Annotated in this window: 22 protein-coding genes; 15 read left to right on the forward strand and 7 right to left on the reverse strand. The window is 67.8% G+C overall.

Annotated elements, in window-relative coordinates; translation table 11 throughout:
* From cyoB to trhA, 7 genes are read left to right on the forward strand one after another with little or no spacing between them, the layout of a single operon-like run.
* A complete protein-coding gene (gene cyoB / locus EJP69_RS18360) occupies positions 1 to 2004 on the forward strand; it encodes a cytochrome o ubiquinol oxidase subunit I (protein WP_093198002.1) in 2004 nt (667 codons plus the stop codon).
* Complete coding sequence (gene cyoC, locus EJP69_RS18365) at positions 1997 to 2647, forward strand: cytochrome o ubiquinol oxidase subunit III (protein ID WP_093198004.1); 651 nt, start codon at positions 1997 to 1999, stop codon at positions 2645 to 2647. Before cyoB ends, cyoC begins: the two co-directional genes overlap by 8 nt.
* Complete coding sequence (gene cyoD, locus EJP69_RS18370; protein ID WP_093198007.1) at positions 2644 to 3048, forward strand: cytochrome o ubiquinol oxidase subunit IV; 405 nt, start codon at positions 2644 to 2646, stop codon at positions 3046 to 3048. Before cyoC ends, cyoD begins: the two co-directional genes overlap by 4 nt.
* Positions 3048 to 3848, forward strand: coding sequence for an SURF1 family protein (locus EJP69_RS18375; RefSeq protein WP_126471921.1), 801 nt, complete (start codon positions 3048 to 3050; stop codon positions 3846 to 3848). The genes cyoD and EJP69_RS18375 overlap by 1 nt, the downstream gene beginning before the upstream one ends.
* The gene (locus EJP69_RS18380; protein WP_093302487.1) at positions 3829 to 5244 is read left to right on the forward strand and encodes an ATP-binding protein; all 1416 of its coding nucleotides are present in this window, start codon (positions 3829 to 3831) and stop codon (positions 5242 to 5244) included. Before EJP69_RS18375 ends, EJP69_RS18380 begins: the two co-directional genes overlap by 20 nt.
* A complete protein-coding gene (locus EJP69_RS18385) occupies positions 5241 to 5792 on the forward strand; it encodes a response regulator transcription factor (protein WP_126471923.1) in 552 nt (183 codons plus the stop codon). The genes EJP69_RS18380 and EJP69_RS18385 overlap by 4 nt, the downstream gene beginning before the upstream one ends.
* A gap of 46 nt (positions 5793 to 5838) precedes the next feature.
* The gene (trhA, locus tag EJP69_RS18390; RefSeq protein WP_206169347.1) at positions 5839 to 6537 is read left to right on the forward strand and encodes a PAQR family membrane homeostasis protein TrhA; all 699 of its coding nucleotides are present in this window, start codon (positions 5839 to 5841) and stop codon (positions 6535 to 6537) included.
* A gap of 107 nt (positions 6538 to 6644) precedes the next feature.
* On the opposite strand, the gene EJP69_RS18395 is transcribed toward trhA, so the two are convergent.
* The 4 genes from EJP69_RS18395 to EJP69_RS18410 all read right to left on the reverse strand — a co-directional run bounded on the left by EJP69_RS18395 (position 6645) and on the right by EJP69_RS18410 (position 9153).
* Positions 6645 to 6872, reverse strand: coding sequence for a SlyX family protein (locus tag EJP69_RS18395; RefSeq protein ID WP_093302172.1), 228 nt, complete (start codon positions 6870 to 6872; stop codon positions 6645 to 6647).
* A 46-nt stretch (positions 6873 to 6918) separates the two neighbouring features.
* The gene (locus tag EJP69_RS18400; protein WP_126471925.1) at positions 6919 to 7812 is read right to left on the reverse strand and encodes an SDR family NAD(P)-dependent oxidoreductase; all 894 of its coding nucleotides are present in this window, start codon (positions 7810 to 7812) and stop codon (positions 6919 to 6921) included.
* 64 nt (positions 7813 to 7876) lie between these two features.
* On the reverse strand, positions 7877 to 8377 hold the full coding sequence (locus EJP69_RS18405; RefSeq protein ID WP_126471927.1) for a DUF1097 domain-containing protein: 501 nt from the start codon (positions 8375 to 8377) through the stop codon (positions 7877 to 7879).
* 32 nt (positions 8378 to 8409) lie between these two features.
* Entirely contained in the window at positions 8410 to 9153 is a 744-nt protein-coding gene (locus EJP69_RS18410) for an SDR family oxidoreductase (protein ID WP_126471929.1), read from the reverse strand.
* A 124-nt stretch (positions 9154 to 9277) separates the two neighbouring features.
* Between EJP69_RS18410 and EJP69_RS18415 the strand changes: the two genes are divergently transcribed.
* A complete protein-coding gene (locus EJP69_RS18415) occupies positions 9278 to 10174 on the forward strand; it encodes a LysR family transcriptional regulator (protein ID WP_126471931.1) in 897 nt (298 codons plus the stop codon).
* 4 nt (positions 10175 to 10178) lie between these two features.
* Here the strand turns inward: EJP69_RS18415 and EJP69_RS18420 are convergent, their stop codons facing one another.
* Positions 10179 to 11687, reverse strand: a complete 1509-nt coding sequence (locus EJP69_RS18420; protein WP_126471933.1) for an MFS transporter — start codon at positions 11685 to 11687, stop codon at positions 10179 to 10181.
* A 113-nt stretch (positions 11688 to 11800) separates the two neighbouring features.
* Here EJP69_RS18420 and EJP69_RS18425 point away from each other — a divergent pair, with 113 nt between their 5' ends.
* The 3 genes from EJP69_RS18425 to EJP69_RS18435 all read left to right on the forward strand — a co-directional run bounded on the left by EJP69_RS18425 (position 11801) and on the right by EJP69_RS18435 (position 13374).
* A complete protein-coding gene (locus tag EJP69_RS18425) occupies positions 11801 to 12694 on the forward strand; it encodes a LysR family transcriptional regulator (RefSeq protein ID WP_126471935.1) in 894 nt (297 codons plus the stop codon).
* 69 nt (positions 12695 to 12763) lie between these two features.
* On the forward strand, positions 12764 to 13054 hold the full coding sequence (locus tag EJP69_RS18430; protein ID WP_126472059.1) for a type II toxin-antitoxin system Phd/YefM family antitoxin: 291 nt from the start codon (positions 12764 to 12766) through the stop codon (positions 13052 to 13054).
* Positions 13051 to 13374 carry a type II toxin-antitoxin system RelE/ParE family toxin gene (locus EJP69_RS18435; protein ID WP_126471937.1) on the forward strand — a complete coding sequence of 108 codons (324 nt, stop codon included), beginning with the start codon at positions 13051 to 13053 and terminating at the stop codon, positions 13372 to 13374. The genes EJP69_RS18430 and EJP69_RS18435 overlap by 4 nt, the downstream gene beginning before the upstream one ends.
* Positions 13375 to 13391: 17 nt before the next feature.
* Here the strand turns inward: EJP69_RS18435 and EJP69_RS18440 are convergent, their stop codons facing one another.
* The gene (locus tag EJP69_RS18440; RefSeq protein WP_240652195.1) at positions 13392 to 15347 is read right to left on the reverse strand and encodes an AAA family ATPase; all 1956 of its coding nucleotides are present in this window, start codon (positions 15345 to 15347) and stop codon (positions 13392 to 13394) included.
* Positions 15348 to 15433: 86 nt separating this feature from the next.
* The gene (locus tag EJP69_RS18445) at positions 15434 to 17950 is read right to left on the reverse strand and encodes an ABC transporter permease (protein ID WP_126471939.1); all 2517 of its coding nucleotides are present in this window, start codon (positions 17948 to 17950) and stop codon (positions 15434 to 15436) included.
* A gap of 202 nt (positions 17951 to 18152) precedes the next feature.
* Here EJP69_RS18445 and EJP69_RS18450 point away from each other — a divergent pair, with 202 nt between their 5' ends.
* The 4 genes from EJP69_RS18450 (at position 18153) to EJP69_RS18470 (ending at position 23227) form a co-directional block, all read left to right on the forward strand.
* On the forward strand, positions 18153 to 18452 hold the full coding sequence (locus EJP69_RS18450) for a hypothetical protein (protein WP_126471941.1): 300 nt from the start codon (positions 18153 to 18155) through the stop codon (positions 18450 to 18452).
* A 97-nt stretch (positions 18453 to 18549) separates the two neighbouring features.
* Positions 18550 to 21627 (forward strand): formate dehydrogenase-N subunit alpha, encoded by a 3078-nt coding sequence (gene fdnG / locus EJP69_RS18460; RefSeq protein ID WP_148112194.1) that lies wholly within the window; start codon positions 18550 to 18552, stop codon positions 21625 to 21627.
* Positions 21628 to 21630: 3 nt separating this feature from the next.
* Positions 21631 to 22590: a formate dehydrogenase subunit beta gene (gene fdxH / locus EJP69_RS18465; RefSeq protein ID WP_093198046.1), complete on the forward strand. Its 960-nt coding sequence runs from the start codon at positions 21631 to 21633 to the stop codon at positions 22588 to 22590.
* A gap of 13 nt (positions 22591 to 22603) precedes the next feature.
* A complete protein-coding gene (locus tag EJP69_RS18470; protein ID WP_093302200.1) occupies positions 22604 to 23227 on the forward strand; it encodes a formate dehydrogenase subunit gamma in 624 nt (207 codons plus the stop codon).
* The last annotated feature ends 6 nt before the right edge of the window (positions 23228 to 23233 follow it).

Here is a 23233-nt window from a genome sequence, read left to right on the forward strand (position 1 = left end):
ATGTTGCAGAACCTTGACCTGACGAAGCTCGTCTTCGGCCGCCTCTCCTGGGAGGCGATTCCCCTGCACGAGCCGATCCTGCTCGTGACCTTTGCCGGCGTGATCCTGGGCGGCCTGGCCGTCCTGGGCGCACTGACCTACTTCAAGCTGTGGGGCACCCTGTGGCGCGACTGGATCACCAGCATCGACCACAAGAAGATCGGCATCATGTACATCATCCTGGGCCTGGTGATGCTGCTTCGCGGCTTCGCCGACGCGCTCATGATGCGCGCCCAGCAGGCCATCGCCTTCGGCGACAACGCGGGCTTCCTGCCGCCGCACCACTACGACCAGATCTTCACCGCCCACGGCGTGATCATGATCTTCTTCGTGGCGATGCCGCTGGTCACGGGCCTCATGAACTTCGTGGTGCCGCTGCAGATCGGCGCGCGCGACGTGGCCTTCCCGTTCCTGAACAACTTCAGCTTCTGGATGACCACCTTCGGCGCAGGCCTGGTGATGGCGTCGCTGTTCGTCGGCGAGTTCGCCAAGACCGGCTGGCTGGCCTACCCGCCGCTGTCGGGCATCCTCTTCAGCCCCGACGTGGGGGTCGACTACTACATATGGTCGTTGCAGATAGCGGGGGTGGGCACGTTGCTTTCCGGCGTGAACCTGCTGGCCACCATCGTGAAGATGCGCGCACCCGGCATGACCATGATGAAGATGCCCGTCTTCACGTGGACCGCCCTGTGCACCAACGTGCTGATCGTCGCCGCCTTCCCGGTGCTGACCGCCGTGCTGGCCCTGCTGTCGCTCGACCGCTACGCAGGCACCAACTTCTTCACGAACGACCTCGGCGGCAACGCCATGATGTACGTGAACCTGATCTGGATCTGGGGCCACCCCGAGGTGTACATCCTGATCCTGCCGGCCTTCGGCATCTTCTCGGAAGTGGTCTCCACCTTCTCCGGCAAGCGCCTCTTCGGCTACGCCTCGATGGTGTACGCCACGGTCGTGATCACCATCCTGTCGTACCTCGTCTGGCTGCACCACTTCTTCACCATGGGCTCCGGCGCCAGCGTGAACTCGTTCTTCGGCATCACGACGATGATCATCTCGATCCCGACGGGCGCGAAGATCTTCAACTGGCTCTTCACCATGTACCGCGGCCGCATCCGTTTCGAGCTGCCCATGATGTGGACCATCGGCTTCATGATCACCTTCGTGATCGGCGGCATGACCGGCGTGCTGCTGGCCGTTCCCCCGGCCGACTTCGTACTGCACAACAGCCTGTTCCTGATCGCCCACTTCCACAACGTGATCATCGGCGGCGTGCTGTTCGGCATGCTGGCGGGCATCACCTACTGGTTCCCGAAGGCCTTCGGCTACAAGCTCGACCCGTTCTGGGGCAAGTGCTCGTTCTGGTTCTGGATCGTCGGCTTCTGGTTCGCCTTCATGCCGCTGTACATCCTGGGCCTGATGGGCGTCACCCGCCGCATGAGCCACTTCCAGGACATGTCGCTGCAGATCTGGTTCCAGGTCGCCGCCTTCGGCGCCGTGCTGATCGCGCTGGGCATCGCCTCGTTCCTGATCCAGCTGGTGGTGAGCTTCATCCGCCGCGACAAGCTGCGCGACACCACGGGCGACCCGTGGAACGGCCGTACGCTGGAATGGGCGACCTCGTCGCCGCCGCCGGCCTACAACTTCGCGTTCACGCCGCGCGTGCATGACAACGACGCCTGGTCCGACATGAAGGCCCGCGGCTACCAGCGCCCGCTGGAAGGCTTCAGCCCGATCCACATGCCCAAGAACACGGCCGCCGGCTTCATCATCGCGGCGCTGGCAGCGGTTTGCGGCTTCGCCCTGATCTGGCAGATGTGGCTGGTGGCCGGCATCGGCTTCGTCGCCATGCTCGCCGCCACGATCATCCACACCTTCAACTACAAGCGCGACTACTACATCCCCGCGGAAGATGTCGTCCGCACCGAAGACGCGCGCACGCGCCTGCTGGCTGCCAATGTCTAATACCACCGCTATCTCTTCCCCCGGCAACGTGGCCGCGAGCGCGCCCGCGTTCGAGGTCTTCAACGTCCGCAACGAAGACCACCACCCCGAGAACGGCACGCTGCTGGGCTTCTGGCTCTACCTGATGAGCGACTGCCTCATCTTCGCCTGCCTGTTCGCGGTGTACGGCGTGCTGGGCCGCAGCTACGCGGCCGGCCCCTCGGGCGCCGACCTGTTCGACCTGCCGCTGGTGGCGATCAACACCTCGCTGCTGCTGCTGTCGTCCATCACCTACGGCTTCGCCGTGCTCGAGATGCAGAAGCGCCGCATGCGCGGCATGCTGATCTGGCTGGCCATCACCGGCCTGCTGGGCGCAGGCTTCATCGGCCTGGAGCTGTACGAGTTCGCGCACCTGATCCATGAGGGCGCGGGCCCGCAGCGCAGCGCCTTCCTGTCGTCGTTCTTCGCGCTGGTGGGCACCCACGGCCTGCACGTGACCTTCGGCATCGTCTGGCTCATCGTGCTGATGATCCAGCTGCCCAAGCACGGCTTCACCGCCGCCAACCGCCGCCGCCTGATGTGCCTGTCGATGTTCTGGCACTTCCTGGACGTGGTCTGGATCGGCGTCTTCACCTTCGTGTATCTGATGGGATCGCTGCAATGAGCGCGCACACCGAAACCGCCGGCCACGGCGCACATGGCCACGACGACCACGGGCACGACGACGGCCCGGTGAGCCACAGCACCTTCAAGGGCTACATGACCGGCTTCGTGCTGGCCGTGATCCTCACCGCCATTCCGTTCTGGCTCGTGATGGCCAAGGTCTTCGACAAGCCCAACACCACCGCGCTCGTCATCCTGGCCTTCGCCGTGGTGCAGATCGTGGTGCACATGGTGTACTTCCTGCACATGGACGCCAAGTCCGAGGGCGGCTGGAACATGCTGGCGCTCATCTTCACGCTCGTGCTCGTGGTCATCACGCTGGCCGGTTCGCTGTGGGTCATGTACCACATGAACACCAACATGATGCCGCACTCGATGCACGACATGAAGAACATGCCCTGATGGCGCAGCAGGCCGTCCGCCGGCGCTCCACCGCCGCACGGGTGGCGCTGGCGGTCTGCGCAGTCCTCGCCTTCGCCGGCTTCTTCGCGCTCGGCACCTGGCAGGTCGAGCGCAGGGCCTGGAAGCTCGATCTCATCGCACGCGTCGACCAGCGCGTGCATGCCCCGGCCGCCACGGCCCCCGGGCGAACCGAATGGCCCACGGTCAACGCGGCCAACGACGAATACCGGCATGTCCGCCTTGCCGGCACCTTCCTCCACGACAAAGAGACGCTGGTGCAGGCCAGCACCAGGCTGGGCGCCGGCTTCTGGGTGCTGACCCCGCTGCGCAACAGCGCCGACGGCACCGTGGTGCTCGTCAACCGCGGCTTCGTGCCGCCTGAAGCACAGAAACGCGCGGCACGTACCGCGACCGAGCCCCAGGGCGAGACCACCGTGGCCGGCCTGCTGCGCCTGACCGAGCCCAAGGGCGGCTTCCTGCGCAAGAACGATCCGGCCGGCGACCGCTGGTTCTCGCGCGACGTGCAGGCCATCGCCGCCGCGCGCGGCCTGGCCGACGTGGCGCCCTACTTCGTCGATGCGGAGGCCGCGCCGCCCCCTGCGAATGCCACCGACACCCCCGCCTGGCCCGCCGGCGGCCTGACTGTCATTTCCTTTCCCAACAGCCACCTCGTCTACGCCCTGACCTGGTATGGCCTTGCCCTGATGGTGCTGATCGCGGCCTGGTTCGTGCGGCGCAGCGAAAATGCGGCCCATGCCGACGCCCGCCCCGCCGACCAAGATGCCCGCCGCGACGGCTGAATCCGCCGCGGTCGCGGGCGAGCTGCACCCGCCCCGCGCCGGCGTCGCGAGCCTGGACAACGCCATCGGCCACCAGAACATGCAGCAGCTGATACAGCTGCGCTGGTTCGCGGTGGTCGGGCAGGTCGCCACCATCCTGGTGGTGCACTACGGCTTCGAGATCCGGCTGCCGCTGGACCACATGCTGCAGGTGCTGGCCTGCCTCGCCCTCTTCAACATGGTGAGCCTGCTGCGCTCGCGCAGCCACCGGCGCGTGACCAACGGCGAACTGTTCCTCGCGCTGCTGGTCGACGTGGCCACGCTCACGGCGCAGCTCTACCTGAGCGGCGGCGCGACCAACCCTTTCGTGTTTCTCTTCCTGCTGCAGGTGACGCTGGGCGCGGTGCTGCTGAAGGCCTGGTCGACCTGGACCATGGTCGTCATCACCAGCATCTGCTTCGCCGGACTGGCGCTGTTCTCGCGCCCGCTCGCGCTGCCGCTGGACCACGACCGCGGCCTGTGGAGCCCCTACATCCAGGGCATGCTGGTGTGCTTCGCGCTGAACGCCGCCCTGCTGGTGATCTTCATCACCCGCATCAGCCGCAACCTGCGTGCACGCGACGCGCGGCTGGCCGACCTGCGCCAGCGCGCCTCGGAAGAAGAGCACATCGTGCGCATGGGCCTGCTGGCCTCGGGCGCGGCGCACGAGCTCGGCACGCCGCTGGCCACGCTGGCGGTGATCCTGGGCGACTGGCGCCGGCTGCCGCATTTCAGCTCCGACCCCGAACTGCTGACCGAGGTGGCCGAGATGGAGCTGCAGATCCAGCGCTGCAAGAGCATCGTGAGCGGCATCCTGCTGTCGGCCGGCGAGGCGCGCGGCGAATCGTCGGAAGAAACCACCGTCAGCACCTTCCTCGACGACCTGGTCGAGGAATGGCGCACCACCCGCCCGGTGGAAGACTTCGAGTACGACAACCGCTTCGGCCGCGACCTGCCCATGGTTTCCGACTCGGCCCTCAAGCAGATGATCTGCAACGTGCTCGACAATGCGCTGGAGGCGTCGCCGCACTGGCTGCGCCTCGAGGCGGCACACGACGCCGACGCGCTGACGATCACCGTCACCGACGCGGGCCCCGGCTTCCTGCCGGCCATCCTCAAGGAGTTCGGCAAACCCTACCAGTCGAGCAAGGGCCGCGCGGGCGGCGGGCTGGGGCTGTTCCTGGTGGTGAACGTGGCGCGTACCGTGGGCGGCCGCGTCGCGGCGGCCAACCGGCCGGAGGGCGGCGCCATCGTGAAGATCACGCTGCCGCTCGCGGCCATCGTGCTCGAGGAAGAAGAGACGGAAGTGGACGACGACGCGGACGACGAGGAAGCCCTCGCCGCCAGCCAGCAGGACCATCGGAATGGAAGGCAATGAGCGAAACGGAAGCTGAAGAGCAGCGCCAGTTGCTGATCGTCGAGGACGACGGCGCCTTCGCGCGCGCGCTCGGTCGCTCCTTCGAGCGCCGCGGCTATGCCGTGGCGCACGCGAGCAACCTCGCGGAAGTGGAAGCCCTGCTGGCCACCTCCACGCCCGGCTACGCCGTGGTCGACCTCAAGCTCAACGGCGAGGCCTCGGGCCTGGCGTGCGTGCAGATGCTGCACCGGCACAACCCGAAGATGCTGATCGTGGTGCTTACGGGCTTCGCCAGCATCGCCACCGCGGTGGAAGCCATCAAGCTCGGCGCCTGCCACTACCTGGCCAAGCCCTCGAACACCGACGACATCGAGGCCGCCTTCGGCCGCGCCACCGGCACCACCGAGGTCGAGCTGACCAATCGCTCCACCTCGATCAAGACGCTCGAATGGGAGCGCATCCACGAGACGCTGGCCGAGACCGGCTTCAACATCTCGGAGACCGCGCGCAGGCTCGGCATGCACCGGCGCACGCTGGCGCGCAAGCTGGGCAAGCAGCAGGTCAAGTAGCCGACCGGCTTTCATCGAACAAACCACTCTTGCGCACGGATCGACGATGACTTCCTCCCTTCCCTCGCAGACACGCGCCTCTCAACGCAGCAAAGCCTCCGTCCTCGCGGCACGCGACCAGACGGCGATGGAAGAGCTCTTCAACGCCCTGAGCCACGGCCTGGGCCTTGCGCTGGCCATCGCCTCGCTGCCCATCCTGGTCTACAGCGCGGCGCAGAAGGGCCAGGCCGCGGGCGTGGTCGGCGCCGGCCTGTTCGCGGGCACGGCCATCGTGCTGTACCTGATCTCGACGCTCTACCACGCGCTGCCGATCGGCCGCGCCAAGGCCTGGTTCAACCGGCTGGACCACGCCGCCATCTACCTCTTCATCGCAGGCAGCTACATGCCCTTCCTGTTCGGCGTGCTGCGCGGCCCGCTGGGCTGGACGCTGTTCGGCGCCATCTGCGCGGCGGCGGCGCTGGGCGTAGGCGCCAAGCTGTTCAACCGGCTGAAGCATCCGCTGTGGTCCACCGGCCTTTACGTGGCGATGGGCTGGATGGCGCTGATGGCCGCGGTGCCGCTGTACGAGCGCATGTCGGCGGCGGGACTTGGCTGGCTGGTGGCCGGCGGGCTCTTCTACACGGCCGGCGCGGTGGTGTTCCTGTTCGACAACAAGGTGCGCTTTGCACACTCGGTGTGGCACCTGTTCGTGCTCGCGGGAAGCACCTGCCATTTCTTCGCCGTGCTCTGGCACGCGCACGGCTGAGCGCTCATTCCAGGAACACCATGGAACCGGCTTTGCCGGGCCATCGGTGTTGCCCCCGGCGAGGGGGTTGGCGCAGCGACACGAAGTGCGCAAAGCCTGGGGGAGTATCAATAATGCGGGGGGAGTTCGTCGCGTGGGTTGCGCGCGGCGCCATCCTGGCCTGAGCTCTGCATCTGCTCCTTCAGCTGCGTGACCTGCAGGATCAGCCTGTCGATCTGCTGCTGCTGGCGATAGATCGTCATGTTGAGCTGGTCGAGCAGGTCTTCGGCATAGCTCGACTTGATCTCGAGCTCGGTCACGCGTTCGGCAATGAGGTCGTGGGGCGGGTTTTCCATGCCGCTATTGGACAGGAAGCCCGCCCCGCTCTTTGTGACGCCTTGCTTAGCGACGCACTTTCGCCTCGAGCAGATCGGCCATGCCGATGCGCCTTGCGAACTCGATGCGCACGCGCTCGGACACCTCGAACACCTCTGCCGCGCCGTCGCCCACGAAGTCGATCAGCGAACGCATCGGCCGGGTGCCGGCCGGCAGGCCCACGATGCGCACGATCTCGTCGGCCACGGCCTGCGGGTCGGCGTTGTCGGGCGTCAGCGCCGAGAGGCGCGCGCCGATCTGGTCCATCAGGCCGTCGTAGCGGCCGTATGCCGCCGCCGTGGTTGCATCGGCAGGCTTGCCCGCGCTCGGGAAGTGGTCGGTGCCTTTGGTGAAGGCGCCCGGCACGACGATCGAGGTTTCGATGCCGAAGCGCGCGATCTCGTAGGCCAGCGTGACGGCCAGCGAATCCATTGCCGCCTTGGCCGCGCCGTAGGGGCCCATGAACGGCGGGAAGCCGCCCTTGGTGGTGGTGCTGCTGATCCACAGCATCAGCCCCGACTCCTGGGCCCGCAGGTACGGCAGCACCGCACGATTCACGCGCTGCGCGCCGAGCACGTTGGTGTCGAACACCTTCACGATCTCCTCGGGCGTGAAGGCCTCCGTGGGCCCGACCACCAGATGGCCGGCGTTCTGCATCACGACGTCGAGGTGGCCCTGCTCCCGCACGATGGTCGCGGCGGCCGCATCGGCCGATTCCTGCGAAAGCACGTCGAGTTCGAGCGGATGCAGCTGGATGTTCTTCGCCGCGGCCAGCGCGCGCAGCTCGGCGGCGCGGCCGTTGTTGCGCCCGGCGATGTCGCGCATCGAGGCGTAGACGATGTGGCCCGCCTCGGCGAGCGACTGGGCGGTGAGCTTGCCGATGCCGGTACCGGCGCCGGTGACGAGGATGACGGATTGCATGATGAAACTCCTGGAATCAATGAACGAATGAATGAAATGCGAGGGGTCGACGAGCGCGTCTTCTTCAATGCACGCGCCGCTGCAGCGCATGGGCGGTCCACGCGGCTACCGAGCCCAGCGCGGCGGCGCCGGCCAGCGTTCCGAACAGCGAGAGTGACGGCGGCTGGTGGATCGCGAAGAAGGCGATCAGCCCGAGGAAGTAGCAGAGCAGGTTGTTGAAGCGCGGCACGCCGCGCAGCGACACCACGACGAGCGCGACGACCAGCACCACCAGAGGCAACGCCACGGCGCCCACGACGGGGCCCAGCGCACCGATGGCCAGGGCTGCAGCCTTGCCGATCAGCACGCCGAACCCCACGCACACGAGGTTGAACACGCCGTCGCGCGCCGTGACGCCGCGGGTGTAGAAGGCCACCCAGCCGACGAACATCGCCCACACGGGCAGTTCGAGGACGAGGGCCAGCGCCGAGGCTGCGGCGGCAACCACCGCGGCGGCCAGCGTGAAGGCCGAATAGGCCAGGCTGAAGAAGCGCGGGGCGGCAGCAGACGGATTTGGTCGGCTCATGACGATTTCTCCTGGGAACGGGCCGGCGTGCTTCAAGCCAGGCCGCCGTTGGCGCGCAGGATCTGGCCGTTGACCCAGCCTGCGTCGGGGCCGGCCAGGAAGGAGACCACCGAGGCGATGTCCTCGGGCTGGCCCAGGCGCTGCAGCGGCGGCGCCTTCGCGAAGTTCTGGATCTGCTCCTCGGTCTTGCCCTCGAGGAAGAGCGCCGTGGCGATCGGCCCCGGCGCCACGGCATTCACCGTGATGTTGCGGCCACGCAGTTCCTTGGCGAACACGTGCGTGAAGGACTCGACCGCCGCCTTGGTGGCGTTGTAGATCGCATAGCCCGGCATGTTCAGCGCGAGCACCGTGCTCGAGAAGTTGACGATGCGCCCGCCCTCGTTGAGGCGCGCGGCGGCCTCCCGCAGCGTGTTGAAGGTGCCGCGCACGTTGATGTCGAAGGTCTGGTCGTAGAGCGCGTCGGTGTGCTCGGCCAGCGGCAGGGTCTTGAGCACGCCGGCGTTGTTGACCAGCACGTCGACCTTGCCGAGCTGCGCCTCGACGGCGTCGAACATGGCGCGCACTTCGCCGGCGCTGGCCACGTCGGCCTTGACGGCGATGGCCCTGCCGCCGGCGGCCTGGAGTTCGGCCACGAGGGCCTCGGCCTGCGCCGGGCTCGACGCATAGTTGACGGCGACCGCGAAGCCGTCCCTGGCGAGGCGTTGCGCGACGGCGGCGCCGATGCCGCGCGATGCGCCGGTGACGATGGCGACCTTGGGTTGGGGTGAGTGGGTCATGGCTGTTCCTTTGCAGTGGTGGGTGGTTGGTGAAGCGAATCTTCGATCGTTCCATCCAAAAGATAATCAGCCGTCTTTTGCCATTACCATTCCATTTACTTCAACAATAGAACCGGCGCCGCCCATGGACCGCTTCCAGGAAATGCAGGCCTTCGTGCGCATCGCCGAGCGCCAGAGCTTCACGCAGGCAGCCGAAGACCTGCAGATTCCCCGCGCGACCGTCACCAACCTGATCAAGCGCGTCGAACAGCGCATCGGCACCCGGCTGCTGGAGCGCACCACCCGCACCGTGCGCCTCACGCAGGACGGCGAGGCCTACTACCGCCGCTGCGTGCGGCTGCTGGCCGACGTGGAAGAGGCCGAGGGCCTGTTCCGCGACGCCGCGCCCAAGGGCCTGCTGCGCGTGAACCTGCAGGGCACGCTGGCGCGTCATTTCGTGGTGCCGGCGCTGCCGGGCTTCCTGGCGCGCTACCCGGAGCTGGAGCTGCACATCGGCGAGGACGACCGCCTCGTCGACCTGGTGCGCGAGGGCGTCGACTGCGTGCTGCGCGCGGGCACGCTGCAGGACTCGTCGATGGTCGGGCGGCGCGTGGCGCTGCTGCCGCAAGTCACGGTGGCGAGCCCCGCCTACCTGGCGGTGCACGGCGAGCCGCGGAGTCCGGAGGATCTGGCCTCGCACCGCGCCATTCACTACATCTCCAGCGCCACGGGCAAGGCGGTGCCACTCGAATTCACGGTCGACGGGCGGCTGACGAGCGTGCAGCTCGGCGGCATCGTCTCGGTGACCGGGGCCGACCTGTACACCGGCTCGGCCGTCGCGGGACTGGGGCTGGTGCAGGTGCCGCGCTACCGCGTGGCCGGCGAACTGGCGGACGGACGGCTGAAGGTTCTATTGCCGGAGTTCGCGCCGCCGCCGATGCCGGTCTCCGTGCTCTATGCGCAGAACCGGCAGCTGTCGTCGCGCGTGCGCGTGTTCACGCAGTGGCTGCGCGACATCTTCGAGGCCGCCGAAGCGGCCTGAATCATCAGCAGGCCGTCGACTCCAGCGCCACGGCGCCGGCCTCGGCATGCGTCTCGCCGCGCAGGAAGGCGAACACGACGATTGCCGTCAGCACCGTCACGCCAGCCAGCACGTACAGCAGCGTGCCGAACGCCGCGCCATAGGCATGCAGCAGCCCCGCGCGGTCAATTCCGGGCAACAGCGCCAGCGCTTGCGAGAGGTTCCCGGTGGTCACGCGCTGCGCCGCCTGCGATGCGGCAGCGGCATGGCCCAGCTGCGCCGTCACCAGCGCAGTCAGCCCGGCGCCGACCAGCGCCAGCGCAATGCCCTCCCCCGCCACCCGCACCGTGTTGAAGATGCCCGAGGCCATGCCCGCGCGCTCGCGCGGCACCACGCTCACGGCCAGCCCGTCCATCAGGCCCCAGGGCAGCCCGATGCCGGCGCCGATCAGCAGCAGCGGCCACACCATTCCGGCGAGCGGCGTGCCCGGCGCACAGCGGCTGAGCCAGAACAAGCCGGCGGCGCACACCAGCAGCCCCACGGCCGAGATCGCGCCCGCCGAGAACCGGTGCGCCAGCGATGCCGCCAGCGTCGGCACGACGAGGATCGGCCCCGAGAGCGCGAACATGAAGGCGCCCGCCTCGATCGCGCTGCGCCCTTCGAGCCCCACGAAGCGGATCGGCAGCAGCACCAGCAGCACGACGAAGCCATAGGCCGGCGCGGCGGCCAGCAGCTGCACGCCCACGAAGCGCGGAAAGCGGAACAGCGACAGGTCGAGCATCGGATGCGCCACGCGCCTCTCGATGGCGACGAAGACGGCGCCCATCGCCGCCGCGCCCGCCAGCGCGCCGAGCACCCACGGGCTGCCCCAGCCGCTGTCGGGCGCCTGCAGCACGCCCAGCGTCAGCAGGCTCAGCGCGGCGGTGAAGCTCAGGGTGCCCGGCACGTCGAGCCCCATGGCCTGCGGGTTGCGCGATTCGTGCATCGACAGCGCGGCGATGCACAGCGCCGCGAGGCTGACCGCACCGGGGCTCAGCATCACCGCCTGCCAGCCGAAACTCTCCGCGAGCCAGCCCGAGAGGATGGAGCCGCAGGACAGCCCCACGCCGAACGAGGTGCCGATCAGGCTGAATGCCCGCGTGCGGGCCGCGCCGTCGAACACCTGCGCCAACGCGGCCGTGCCCGCCGCGAAGGCCGCCGCCGAGCCCAGCCCCTGCAGCGCACGCGCCAGGTCGAAGGACACGATGCCCGGCGCCAGGGTCAGCAGCGAGGCGCTGAGCGCCACCACCGCGAGCCCCAGCAGGAAGACGCGCTTGCGCCCGTATGCATCGGCCAGCGCGCCGGCGGCCATCAGCGTGGCGCCGAAGCTCAGCATGAAGGCGTTGGTCACCCAGTTGAGCTGCACCGGGCTGCCGCCCAGGGCGTCGCGGACGGCGGGCAGCACCACCGCCGGGCCGGTGAAGCTCAGCGGCATGCCCAGCGCCGCGAGGCAGACGGCGGCCAGGAGCCAGTTTCTGGAGGAGGACGGGGACATCGGGAACGTGCCTTCGCGGAAGGTGGAAAAGGAAGGCACGAAGATAGAAAGGAATCAATGCAATGAGAATTGCCCCATTGCTCCTCACACTCCCAACCAAAGGTTGCCAATCCATGGACAGCTTCAGCGGACTCGAATCCTTCGTACGGGCGGCCGACCACGCGAGCTTCGCCAAGGCCGGCCGGGAGCTCGGCATCTCGGCCTCGGCGGTGGGCAAGAACGTCGCGCGGCTCGAGCAGCAGCTCGGTGTGCGCCTCTTCAACCGCACCACGCGGCACATGCGGCTCACACAGGAAGGAGCCCTCTTCCACGAGCGCTGCCGCCGCATCCTCGACGAGCTGGACGACGCGCGGGCCATGATGCAGGACGCCGTGGCCGCCCCGCGCGGACGCCTGCGGGTGAGCCTGCCGACCATCGGCTATCGCTTCCTGCTGCCGATCCTGCCGGCCTTCAGGGAGCGCTACCCCGAGATCGAGCTCGACCTCGACTTCAACGACAGGCTGGTCGACGTGATCGCCGAGGGCGTCGACGTGGCGATCCGCAGCGGCGACCTGGTCGACTCGCAACTGGTGGCGCGCCGGCTCGGCCCGTTCCGCTTCGTGCTGGTGGCCTCGCCGGCCTACCTGGAGCGCCACGGCGTGCCGCAGATCCCCGCCGACCTCGCTCGGCACACCTGCCTGCGCTACAAGTTCGTCACCGGCGGAAAGATCGAGGACTGGGACTTGCCCGGCCTACCCACGCAACTGCCGCCCGGCCTGCTGTGCAACAACATGGAAGCCATGCTGGGCGCGGCCGTGGCCGGCCTCGGCGTGGCCTACATGCCCGACTTTCTCGCACGCGATTCGCTGTGCCGCGGCGAGCTGCAGCGCGTGCTGGCCACGCACCTCGTGCGGCAGGGCCAGTTCTCGGCGCTGTGGCCGTCGAGCCGGCAGCTGTCGCCTAAGGTGCGGGCGTTCGTGGACTTCGCGGGGGAGCGGATGTTCAGAGAGGAAGTCATGGCGCCATGACCGGACGCCAGCCGCTCCAGACTGAATTCAGACCATAATGAGTCCGACCAGGAATCAGGGATGAGCACCATGAATTTCTCGACCCAAGTCAAACCCATCAGCTACCTCAAGAGCCATGCCGCGGACATCGTGAAGACGCTGTCCGACACTCGTGAACCGATGCTCATCACCCAGAACGGCGAAGCCAAGCTCGTGGTGATGGATGTTCGCTCCTACGAGGAGCACGAAGCCACGCTCGCGCTTCTCAAGGTGTTGGCACTTGGCAACCGCGAGATCGAGCAGGGCCAGTTCCGCTCGGCGGAAGATGTGTTTGCGGACCTGGACCGCCAAGATGCAGAAGACGAAAAAGACACGAAATGAAGGTCGTGTTCCTGCGATCCGCGGAAGCCGACCTGAAGGACCTGAGGCGCTATCTCATCAGGAATTTCGGTGCGCAGGCCTGGACAGACTGCTATGGAAAGATCAGGAAGTCCGTCGCGATGATCGAGGCCCATCCGGAAGCCGGCCGGGTTCCCGAAGAGCTCGAAAACCTGAACGCAGCCCAGTACCGGCAGGTCATATCGGGCATGAATCGCATCATCTATGAAGTGAGAGCGGACACGGCTTACATCCACGTCGTCTGCGACACGCGAAGAGACCTGAAGGGCCTGCTCATGCGACGCATGGTCGGCGCCGCATGAGTTGAGGGCCGCGCCCGTCAGGCGACCTCTGCCGGCTGCTCCGCCTGCTGACTTACAGCGACGGCCTGCTCTTCGACGCGCTGCGCCGCTGGAGCCTCCACAGGCACTACAGCTACAGGCTCGACGGGCTTGGCGCTTTCGGCGACCACCGGCTTCGCCGGTTCGGGAGTCGCAGGTGCAGGCACTTCCGCAGGCGCGACGGCCGGTGCAGCGACTGCAACAGGCACCGCTTCTGCAGGCTTTGCGCTTTCCACGACGACTGGTTCCACCGCCTCAGGCTTGGCCACCTCGGCCTTTGCAGGGGCTGCGACCTTCGCCGGCACGGGCATGGCTGGTGCCGGTGCGGCCAGTGCGACAGGCGCTGCTTCCATCGGCTTGGCGCTTTCCACGACAACGGACTTTGCAGGTTCGGCCTTGACGGGTTCAGGCTTCGCGGCCTCGGTCTTCGCGGGAGCTGGAATCACGGCCGCCGCCTCGGCGGACTTGGCCGACTTCGCAGGCTTCGCGGGCGCGGGCTTCACCGGTTCCGGCGTCGCCACCACCGGCTTCGAGACTTCCTGCTTCACCGGCTCGCTCGCCATCCGGCTCAGCGCCAGCGCAGCCTTCAGCGGGAACAGCGTGCGCTCGTCGCCCTCCGCGGCATTGCTCACCGTGGTGCCCGCGGTCTCGCTCAGGCTGGCGGTGCGCACCGCGTCGAGCCGGTGCGCGGGCACCATGAACGGCGAATGCGTGGTGTAGACGATCTGGTTGCCGAAGTCCTTCTCCAGGTGCGCCAGCAGGTCGGCCTGCGAATGGGGGTGCAGGTGCAGGCCGGGCTCGTCGAGCAGCAGCACGGCGTCTTCCGCGTTGCCGCCACGGGTGTCGGCGAAGAAGGCGACGTAGAACGAGAAGAACCACTGGAAGCCGCGGCTGCGCTCCTCCAGGTTCACCTCGACCTCGTAGGCGGCGTTCGGGTCGGACACCAGCGTGTCGAGGTACTGGCCGTCGAGGTTGAAGCGAACCTTCAGCGCGCGGTCCTTCCAGATGCGGCGGATCTCGGCCGTCACCACCGAGCCGGCGCGGTTGACGAGCTGGTTGCGCGTGGCCTGGTCATTCCTGTCGAGCAGGGCCTGCAGCTGTCGCAGGTCGAGTCCCGCGACCTTGCACAGCTTGCCGAAGCTCCGCTGCTCGGGCGTGAGCTGGCCCCAGCCCTCGCGTCCCAGGTATTCGGCGATGTTCTGGCGGCCGGGCAGCGCCGGGTATTCGTCGACGTAGACAAAACGCGGCAGCTTGCCGATCACCCATTCCTGCGCGCGCTCCAGCGCGGGGGCGTCGTTGGCGATGGAAAGCGCGGTTTCCTCCAGCTCGGCGAGCATCTGGTCCTGCTTGTCGCTGAGCTCGGCGCCCGACACGGCCAGCGCCTTGCGCAGGGCCTGGGCCGCCTTGATGGCGCCCGCCGACCACTTGATGTAGTCGGGGCTCATGATCATCGCGGCGTCGAAGACGTCGGTTTCCTGCTCGAGAGCGGCCTTCGCGGCTTCGTCGGCGACCTTCTCGGCGGCCGCCTTCACGGCCGGCACGATCTTGCGGACCTTGGCCTTGGTGTCGCTCACGTCGAGCGACAGGGCGCCGAGCCCTTCGAACCCGGCCGAGCGGGCGGCGGCATAGCCCCGGCTCGCGGTGACGTGGCGCACGCCCGCCGCGCGCGGCAGGATCGCGGCCAGCTCAGCCTGCTCGCCTTCGTCGAGGCTCCAGCGCGTGAACACGACCGGGGTGTCGCCCGTGCACTCTTCCAGGCGGCGGTGGCGCGGGAAGTCCTTGATGGGGCTGAGTTCGGCAATGCCTTCGGCGGGGTTCAGGCTGTGGAGCGCACGCAGCAGGTTCGACTTGCCGCTGTCATTCCGGCCGAGGATCGCGGTGATCTGCGTGGAATCGATGAGGCCGCTGTCGTTGATCGAGCGAAAGTTGGTGATCTGGAATGACGCCAGGCGCATGCGAGGATTTCTCTCTTCTGAAATGAGTACGGGGCCGGGGAATGTATTGCATCCCCGGCCCCGTCTCGCCCCGAAGAGAAGAAAAATTACTCGGCCGCGCGCCGCAATGTGTCGACCACCGGCCGGCGAAGCACCTCGCGCAGGCCCCACCACCCGGCGCCGAGCGCCAGCACCGCGCCGGCCAGCGCACCGGCCACCGGCACCAGCGGCGAAGCGGTCCAGGTGAACTCGAACACGTAGCGCGCCAGCCCCCAGCCGATCAGCGCGGCCACGATGCTCGCGAGGAAGCCCGCCAGCAGGCCCACGCCCGCGAGCTCGGCGCGCTGCACCTGCCGCAGCAGGCTGGCGCGAGCGCCCACCGCGCGCATCACCGCGAACTCGCGTGCACGCTCCTCGCGCGTGGCCGTCACCGCGGCGAACAGCACCACGAGCCCGGCCGCGAGCGTGAAGCCGAACAGGAACTCGACCGCGCGGATCACCTGGTCGAGCACGCGCTGCACCTGGTTGATGGTGGCGCTCATGTCGACGTTGGTCACGTTCGGGTAGCTGCGCACCAGCGCGTTGTCGAAGCCGCGCGTCTCGGGCGCGCGGAAGGCGCCCATGTAGGTGGTGGGCACGTCGGCCAGCGAGGCCACCGTGTACATCACGAAGAAGTTGGCGTGCATCGAGCCCCAGTCGACCTTGCGCAGCGAGGTGATGCGCGCGTCGTTCTGCATGCCGCCGATGTCGAAGCGCAGCATGTCGCCCATCTTGAGGCCCAGCGTCTCGGCCAGGCCCTCTTCCACGCTCACCTCGCCGACGGCGCCGGGCGTCCACTTGCCGGTGGTGATGCTGTTGTGCGCAGGCGCGTCCACGCTGTTGCTGAGGTTGAACTCGCGGTCCACCAGGCGCCTGGCGCGGTCTTCGGTGTAGTCGTCAGGAGACACCGGCTTGTCGTTGATGGCCACGAGGCGGCCGCGGATCATCGGGTACCAGTCGAACTTGCTCACGCCCGCGTCGCGCAGCGACTTCTGGAAGGCCTCGCTCTGGTCGGGCATGACGTTGATGACGAAGCGGTTCGGCGCATCGGGCGGCGTGGCCTGGCGCCAGCTCGCCACGAGGTCGGTGCGCAGCAGCACCAGCAGCACCAGCGCCAGCAGGCCCACCGAGAGCGCGCTGACCTGCACCACCGCGTAGGCCGGCCGCGCCGAGATCTGCCGCGTGGCCAGCACCAGCCAGCGCGGCGCGGTCGCCTCATTGACGCTGCGGCGCAGCACCTTCACCGCCAGCCAGCTCAGCAGCGCGAACACCGCCACCGCGCCCGCGAACCCGCCGACGGCGATCAGGCCCAGCTTGATGTCGCTGCTCGCAGCCATCAGCAAGGCCGCGAAGCCCGCAACGCCGACGCCCAGCACCGCGAGCGACGCGGGCTTGAGCCCGCCCACATCACGCCGGATCACGCGCAGCGGCGGCACGCGCGCCAGCTGCAGCACGGGAGGCAGGCCGAAGGCGAATAGCAGCGTGAGCCCCATGCCCAACCCGAAGGCCACGGGCCACAGCGTGGCCGCGGGCAGCGCGGTCTCGACCAGACCTGCCAGCAGCAGCACGAACACGTAATGCACCGCGAAGCCGATGGCCACGCCCAGCGCGCTGGCGACGATGCCGATCACCGCGAACTCGAAGGCATAGGCCACGGCGATGGTGCGCTGGCTCTGCCCGAGCACGCGCAGCATCGCGCAGTCGTCGAGGTGGCTGGCAGCGAAGCCGCGCGCGGCCAGCGCCACGGCCACCGCCGACAGCAGCGCCGCGAGCAGCGCGACCAGGCTCAGGAATTTCTCGGCGCGGTCGAGCGTCTGGCGCATCTCGGGCCGGCCGCTTTCGAAGGAGTCGAGCCGCACGCCGCGCAGCTCGCCCTTCTTGATGGTGGCATCGGCCCAGTCGGTGAAACGCTTGACCGCGGCGTCGCTGCCCGCCACGGCATAGCGGTAGCCCACGCGGCTGGCAGGCTGCACGAGCCCGGTGCGGGCCACGTCGGCCTGGTTGAGCATCACGCGCGGCGAGAAGCTCATGAAGCCGGCGCCGCGGTCGGGCTCCAGCGTGATGACGCGACCCACGCGCAGGCCGGTGTCGCCCAGCAGCAGCGTGTCGCCGACCTTCAGTCCCAGCGAATCGAGCAAGGATGCATCGACCCACGTTTCACCGGGCGGAGGAATGTCTCGCGTGACGGCGCCGGCGCCGTCGATGGTGGTGGAAGTCTGCAGGCTGCCGCGCAGCGGATAGCCGGCCGTCACCGCCTTCAGCGCCACCAGCTTGCTGGCGCCGCCCTGCGCGTCGTCGGCGCGGGCCATGGTCGGAAAGCCGTAGGTACTGGTGCCCTCCAGCCCCAATGCCTTCGCCTGCGCCACGAAGGCCTCGGGCGTGGGGTTGTCGCTGACGATCACCGCGTCGCCGCCCAGCAGCTGGCGCGCGTCGCGCTTCAGGCCGCCCTGCAACCGGTCGGCGAAGAAGCCGACAGCCGTGAGCGCGGCCACGGCCAGCAGCACGGCGACGATCAACAGGCGCAACTCGCCGGCACGCAGGTCGCGCCAGAGCGTGCGCCAACCCAGACGGAGGGAGGCATTCATGGCGCGAACGATAGCCGACGCCCGGCGGCATGGCGGGTTTCGAGGGTTATTGCGCTCCTTTTGCCCTTGATCCTGGCAGGATGCTGTCGCATGATGCGACAAACGCATCCCGTTTGTCGCAAACCGGGCACGCCCGGCAAGCGGAATACGAGGCCATAAAAACAGCCCGTTGCCGGACCCGTCCTTCCCACAAGGAGTGTCGATGCCACGATGTCAGCAGCAGCGCTTGCAGATCATCGGCCTGTGCCTGACCGCGGGCCTGCTGGCGAGCGCCTGCGACCCCAAGCCCTCCTCGCCGCCGATGCCGAAGGCCTCGACCGGCGCGAGCCCGACGGGCATCGCCCCCGCCGCCTCCGGCGACAAGGTCGAATCCTCCACCTCACACCAGGGCCCGTCCGAAGGCGGCGCGGCCGTGGGCGGCATGAGCGGCCCGGGCGGCACCGGCTCTTCCGGCGGTGCGGCGCCCGCGCCCAGCGGAGGCGACGGCACCGCGCCAAAGTAGCCGGCGCGGCCCGCCAGGTTCATTCGAGTTACCCGCAAGAAGAAAAGAAGACCACGATGAAACACCCCATCACTTCACCGCTGCAGGAGGTTCCGTCATGGACATGAACCGCCGGCAATTCTTCCGCGTCAGCAGCGCGGGGCTGGTCGGCTCCAGCATCGTGGCGCTCGGCTTCTCGCCGACCGCCGCGCTGGCCGAGGCCCGCAACTTCAAGCTCGCGCGCACCACCGAGACGCGCAACACCTGCCCGTACTGCTCGGTGGGCTGCGGGCTCATTATGTACAGCCTGGGCGACAAGGCGAAGAACGTGGTGTCCGACATCCTCCACATCGAGGGCGATGCCGACCACCCCGTGAACCGCGGCACGCTGTGCCCCAAGGGCGCCGGCCTGCTCGACTTCGTGCACAGCCCCATGCGCCTGAAGTACCCCGAGGTGCGCGAGCCCGGCGGCACCGAGTGGAAGCGCATCGGCTGGGGCGAGGCGCTCGACCGCATCGCCAAGTTGCTGAAGGCCGACCGCGACGCCAACTTCCAGACCACCAACGCCGACGGCAAGACCGTGAACCGCTGGACCAGCTCCGGCATGCTCTGCGCCTCGGCCTCGTCCAACGAAACCGGATACATCACGCACAAGGCATTCCGCTCGACCGGAATGCTGGTGTTCGACAACCAGGCACGCGTCTGACACGGACCCACGGTGGCCAGTCTGGCCCCGACGTTCGGCAGAGGCGCGATGACCAACCACTGGCAGGACATCCAGAACGCGGATGTCGTGCTGATCATGGGCGGCAACGCCGCGGAGGCGCATCCGTGCGGCTTCAAGTGGGTCATCGAGGCCAAGAAACAGAACAAGGCAAGGCTGGTCGTGGTCGACCCGCGCTTCACGCGCTCGGCCGCCATGGCGGATTACTACGCGCCGATACGCGCCGGTTCGGACATCGCGTTCCTCGCGGGGGTCATCAACTACCTGCTTGGCAACGACAAGATCCAGACCGAGTACGTCCGCAACTACACCAACGCGACCTTCATCGTCGGCCCCGACTACAAGTTCGAGGACGGCCTGTTCAGCGGCTACAACGCCGAGAAGCGCAACTACGACCCCAAGTCGTGGGGCTACGCGCTCGACGAACAGGGCATGGCCAAGGTCGACATGACCATGCAGGACCCGAACTGCGTGCTGCAGGTGATGAAGCGGCACTACTCGCGCTACACGCCCGAGATGGTGAGCCGCATCACCGGCACGCCGAAGGACAAGTTCCTGAAGGTCTGCGAGTACATCGCGAGCACCAGCACCTCCCAGCGCACCATGACCATCATGTACGCCCTGGGCTGGACGCAGCACAGCCAGGGCTCGCAGATGATCCGCACCGGCGCCATCGTGCAGCTTCTGCTGGGCAACATCGGCGTGCCCGGCGGCGGCATGAACGCGCTGCGCGGCCACAGCAACATCCAGGGCCTCACCGACCTGGGGCTGCTGTCGAATTCGCTGACGGGCTACATGTCGCTGGCACGTGACAACGAGCAGACGCTGGAGGACTACTACAAGACCCGCGCGCTCAAGCCCCTGCGTCCCAACCAGATGAGCTACTGGCAGAACTACCCGAAGTTCTTCGTCAGCATGCAGAAGGCCTGGTGGGGCAACGCGGCCACGGCCGAGAACGACTGGGCCTTCCACTACCTGCCGAAGATCGACAGGCTCTACGACGTGCTTCAGGCCTTCGAGCTCATGAACCAGGGCAAGCTCAACGGCTACATCTGCCAGGGCTTCAACCCGGTGGGCTCGTTCCCCGACAAGAAGAAGATCGTCGACGGGCTCTCGAAGCTCAAGTTCCTGGTCACCATCGATCCGCTGCAGACCGAGACCAGCGAGTTCTGGCGCAACTTCGGCGAGTTCAACGACGTCAAGACCGCCGACATCCAGACCACGGTGTTCCGCCTGCCTTCCACCTGCTTCGCGGAGGAAGACGGCTCGCTCACCAACTCCAGCCGCTGGCTGCAGTGGCACTGGAAGGGCGCGGAGCCGCCGGGCGAGGCCAAGGGCGACATCGAGATCGTCGCGGGCATCTTCAACCGCATCCGCGCGGCCTACGCGAAGGACGGCGGCGCCTTCCCCGACCCGATCGTCAAGCTCACCTGGCCCTACAAGATTCCGCACTCGCCCTCCGCGCAGGAGCTGGCGATGGAATACAACGGCCGCGCGCTGGCCGACCTGACCGACCCGAAGGACCCGACCAAGCCGCCGCTGGCCAAGGCCGGCGAGCAGCTCTCGGGCTTCGGCCTCTTGCGCGATGACGGCTCGACCGCCTCGGGTTGCTGGATCTACGCCGGCGCCTGGACGCAGGCCGGCAACCAGATGGCACGGCGCGACAACGCCGACCCGTACGGCATCGGCATGGTGCAGAACTGGGCGTGGGCCTGGCCCGCTAACCGGCGCATCCTCTACAACGGCGCTTCGACCGACCCGACCACCGGCAAGCCGTGGATCGCGAAGCGCGGCCTCGTCGCGTGGAACGGCAAGCAATGGGGCGGCGCCGACGTGCCCGACATCCGCCCCGACGCGAGCCCGACCGACGCCGACGCGGTGCGTCCCTTCATCATGACCGCCGAGGGCGTAGCGCGACTCTTCGCTCCCACCGGCATGGCCGAGGGGCCGCTGCCGGAGCACTACGAGCCCTTCGAGTCGCCGCTGGTCAACAACCTGATGCACCCGAACAACGAGAAGGCGCGCGCCAACCCCGCGGCACGCATCTTCAAGGGCGACCTCGAGAGGCTCGGCGTGCCGAAGGACTTCCCGTACGTGGCAACCAGCTACCGGCTCACCGAGCACTTCCACTACTGGACCAAGAACGTACGCACCTCGGCCATCATCCAGCCGCAGCAGTTCGTCGAGATCGGCGAGGAGCTTGCCAAGGAGAAGGGTATCGGCCACGGCGACATGGTGAAGGTGTCGAGCAAGCGCGGCTTCATCAAGGCCGTGGCTGTGGTCACCAAGCGCATCGTCGGTCTGCAGGTGGACGGGCGCACGGTCCATACCGTGGGGCTGCCGAACCACTGGGGCTTCGTCGGCATCGCGAAGCCGGGCTACCTGGTGAACACGCTGACACCCTTCGTGGGCGACGCGAACACGCAGACGCCCGAGTACAAGTCGTTCACCGTGAACATCGAGAAGGCCTGAACGATGTCCTCTCTTCAAACCCTCGACATCGCCGCCCGCTCGGCCACGACCACGCCGTCGCCCGAGATCCGCCATCGTCCGCAGGTGCAGCCGCTCGCGAAACTGATCGACGTGTCGGCCTGCATCGGCTGCAAGGCCTGCCAGGTCGCGTGCATGCAGTGGAACGACCTGCGCGACGAAGTCGGCACCACGCACGGCACCTACGACAACCCGGTCGACCTCACGCCGGCCTCATGGACGGTGATGAAGTTCTCCGAGGTCGAGCCCGAGGCCGGCAAGCTCGAGTGGCTGATCCGCAAGGACGGCTGCATGCACTGCGACGACCCCGGCTGCCTGAAGTCGTGCCCCTCGCCTGGCGCGATCGTCAAGTACGCCAACGGCATCGTCGACTTCATCAGCGAGCATTGCGTGGGCTGCGGCAACTGCGTCACCGGCTGCCCCTTCGACGTGCCGCGCATCAGCAAGGTCGACAACAAGGCCTACAAGTGCTCGCTGTGCTCCGACCGCGTGGGCGTGGGCCTGGAGCCGGCCTGCGTGAAGGCCTGCCCCACCGGCGCGCTGCACTTCGGCACCAAGGAAGACATGCACGAGTACGCCTCGGAGCGCATCGTCGACCTGAAGGAGCGCGGCTTTTCCAACGCCGGCGTGTACGACCCGGCAGGCGTGGGCGGCACGCACGTGATGTACGTGCTGCAGCATGCCGACCGGCCGCAGCTCTACGCCGACCTGCCGAAGGACCCGCAGATCAGCCCGCTGGTCTCGCTGTGGAAGGGCGTGGCCAAGCCGCTCGCGATGGTTGCCATGATCGGCGCCGTGGTGGGCAGCTTCTTCCACTACATGAAGACCGGCCCCATCGAGCCCAAGGACGACCACCCCGACGCCGACCGCGACGGCAAGCCCGACGACGTGGTGGTGATCGAAGAGCCGCCGGCCTCGCCTTCATCCAACGCACCCCGCGCATGAGGAGAAGAACGCGATGACACGCTACTACCTTCGCCGCTACCGCGACGCCACGCGCATGAACCACTGGTTCGTCGCAATCATGTTCTTCGCCGCCGCGCTCTCGGGCCTGGCCTTCTTCCACCCCAGCCTGTTCTTCCTGACCAACCTCTTCGGCGGCGGGCCGTGGACGCGCATCCTGCATCCATTCATGGGCCTCCTGATGGTGCTGGGCTTTGTGTTCCTGTTCTTCACGATGTGGCGCGAGAACATCCTCGACAAGGGCGACCGCGAGTGGATCGCCAACGCGCCGAAGATGCTCAAGGGCGACAAGTCGGGCATGCCGCCGGTGGGCAAGTACAACGCCGGGCAGAAGCTGGTGTTCTGGGCCTTCGGCATCAGCCTGCTCCTGCTGCTGGTGACGGGCTTCATGTTCTGGAGCCCGTGGTTCGTAGGCTTCTTCCCGATCCTCGTGCGGCGCATCGCGGTGGTGGTGCACGCGGCCTCGGCCGTGGTGCTGATCCTTTCGGTCATCACGCACATCTACGCGGCGATCTGGGTCAAGGGCACGCTGCGCGCGATGACACGCGGCACGGTCACCGAGGGATGGGCCAAGCTCAATCACCCTCTCTGGCATCGCAAAATGACGCGAGGTGAGTGATACTGC

This window comes from Variovorax gossypii (genome assembly GCF_003965815.1).
In the GTDB taxonomy this organism is placed as follows: Bacteria; Pseudomonadota; Gammaproteobacteria; order Burkholderiales; family Burkholderiaceae_C; genus Variovorax; species Variovorax gossypii.

Bases quoted from the DNA above. Each gene is read 5' to 3' on its own strand.
- cyoB (WP_093198002.1), top strand. From the start codon at position 1: ATGTTGCAGAACCTTGACCTGACGAAGCTCGTCTTCGGCCGCCTCTCC.
- cyoC (WP_093198004.1), top strand. From the start codon at position 1,997: ATGTCTAATACCACCGCTATCTCTTCCCCCGGCAACGTGGCCGCGAGC.
- cyoD (WP_093198007.1), top strand. From the start codon at position 2,644: ATGAGCGCGCACACCGAAACCGCCGGCCACGGCGCACATGGCCACGAC.
- EJP69_RS18375 (WP_126471921.1), top strand. From the start codon at position 3,048: ATGGCGCAGCAGGCCGTCCGCCGGCGCTCCACCGCCGCACGGGTGGCG.
- EJP69_RS18380 (WP_093302487.1), top strand. From the start codon at position 3,829: ATGCCCGCCGCGACGGCTGAATCCGCCGCGGTCGCGGGCGAGCTGCAC.
- EJP69_RS18385 (WP_126471923.1), top strand. From the start codon at position 5,241: ATGAGCGAAACGGAAGCTGAAGAGCAGCGCCAGTTGCTGATCGTCGAG.
- trhA (WP_206169347.1), top strand. From the start codon at position 5,839: ATGACTTCCTCCCTTCCCTCGCAGACACGCGCCTCTCAACGCAGCAAA.
- EJP69_RS18395 (WP_093302172.1), bottom strand. From the start codon at position 6,872: ATGGAAAACCCGCCCCACGACCTCATTGCCGAACGCGTGACCGAGCTC.
- EJP69_RS18400 (WP_126471925.1), bottom strand. From the start codon at position 7,812: ATGCAATCCGTCATCCTCGTCACCGGCGCCGGTACCGGCATCGGCAAG.
- EJP69_RS18405 (WP_126471927.1), bottom strand. From the start codon at position 8,377: ATGAGCCGACCAAATCCGTCTGCTGCCGCCCCGCGCTTCTTCAGCCTG.
- EJP69_RS18410 (WP_126471929.1), bottom strand. From the start codon at position 9,153: ATGACCCACTCACCCCAACCCAAGGTCGCCATCGTCACCGGCGCATCG.
- EJP69_RS18415 (WP_126471931.1), top strand. From the start codon at position 9,278: ATGGACCGCTTCCAGGAAATGCAGGCCTTCGTGCGCATCGCCGAGCGC.
- EJP69_RS18420 (WP_126471933.1), bottom strand. From the start codon at position 11,687: ATGTCCCCGTCCTCCTCCAGAAACTGGCTCCTGGCCGCCGTCTGCCTC.
- EJP69_RS18425 (WP_126471935.1), top strand. From the start codon at position 11,801: ATGGACAGCTTCAGCGGACTCGAATCCTTCGTACGGGCGGCCGACCAC.
- EJP69_RS18430 (WP_126472059.1), top strand. From the start codon at position 12,764: ATGAATTTCTCGACCCAAGTCAAACCCATCAGCTACCTCAAGAGCCAT.
- EJP69_RS18435 (WP_126471937.1), top strand. From the start codon at position 13,051: ATGAAGGTCGTGTTCCTGCGATCCGCGGAAGCCGACCTGAAGGACCTG.
- EJP69_RS18440 (WP_240652195.1), bottom strand. From the start codon at position 15,347: ATGCGCCTGGCGTCATTCCAGATCACCAACTTTCGCTCGATCAACGAC.
- EJP69_RS18445 (WP_126471939.1), bottom strand. From the start codon at position 17,950: ATGAATGCCTCCCTCCGTCTGGGTTGGCGCACGCTCTGGCGCGACCTG.
- EJP69_RS18450 (WP_126471941.1), top strand. From the start codon at position 18,153: ATGCCACGATGTCAGCAGCAGCGCTTGCAGATCATCGGCCTGTGCCTG.
- fdxH (WP_093198046.1), top strand. From the start codon at position 21,631: ATGTCCTCTCTTCAAACCCTCGACATCGCCGCCCGCTCGGCCACGACC.
- EJP69_RS18470 (WP_093302200.1), top strand. From the start codon at position 22,604: ATGACACGCTACTACCTTCGCCGCTACCGCGACGCCACGCGCATGAAC.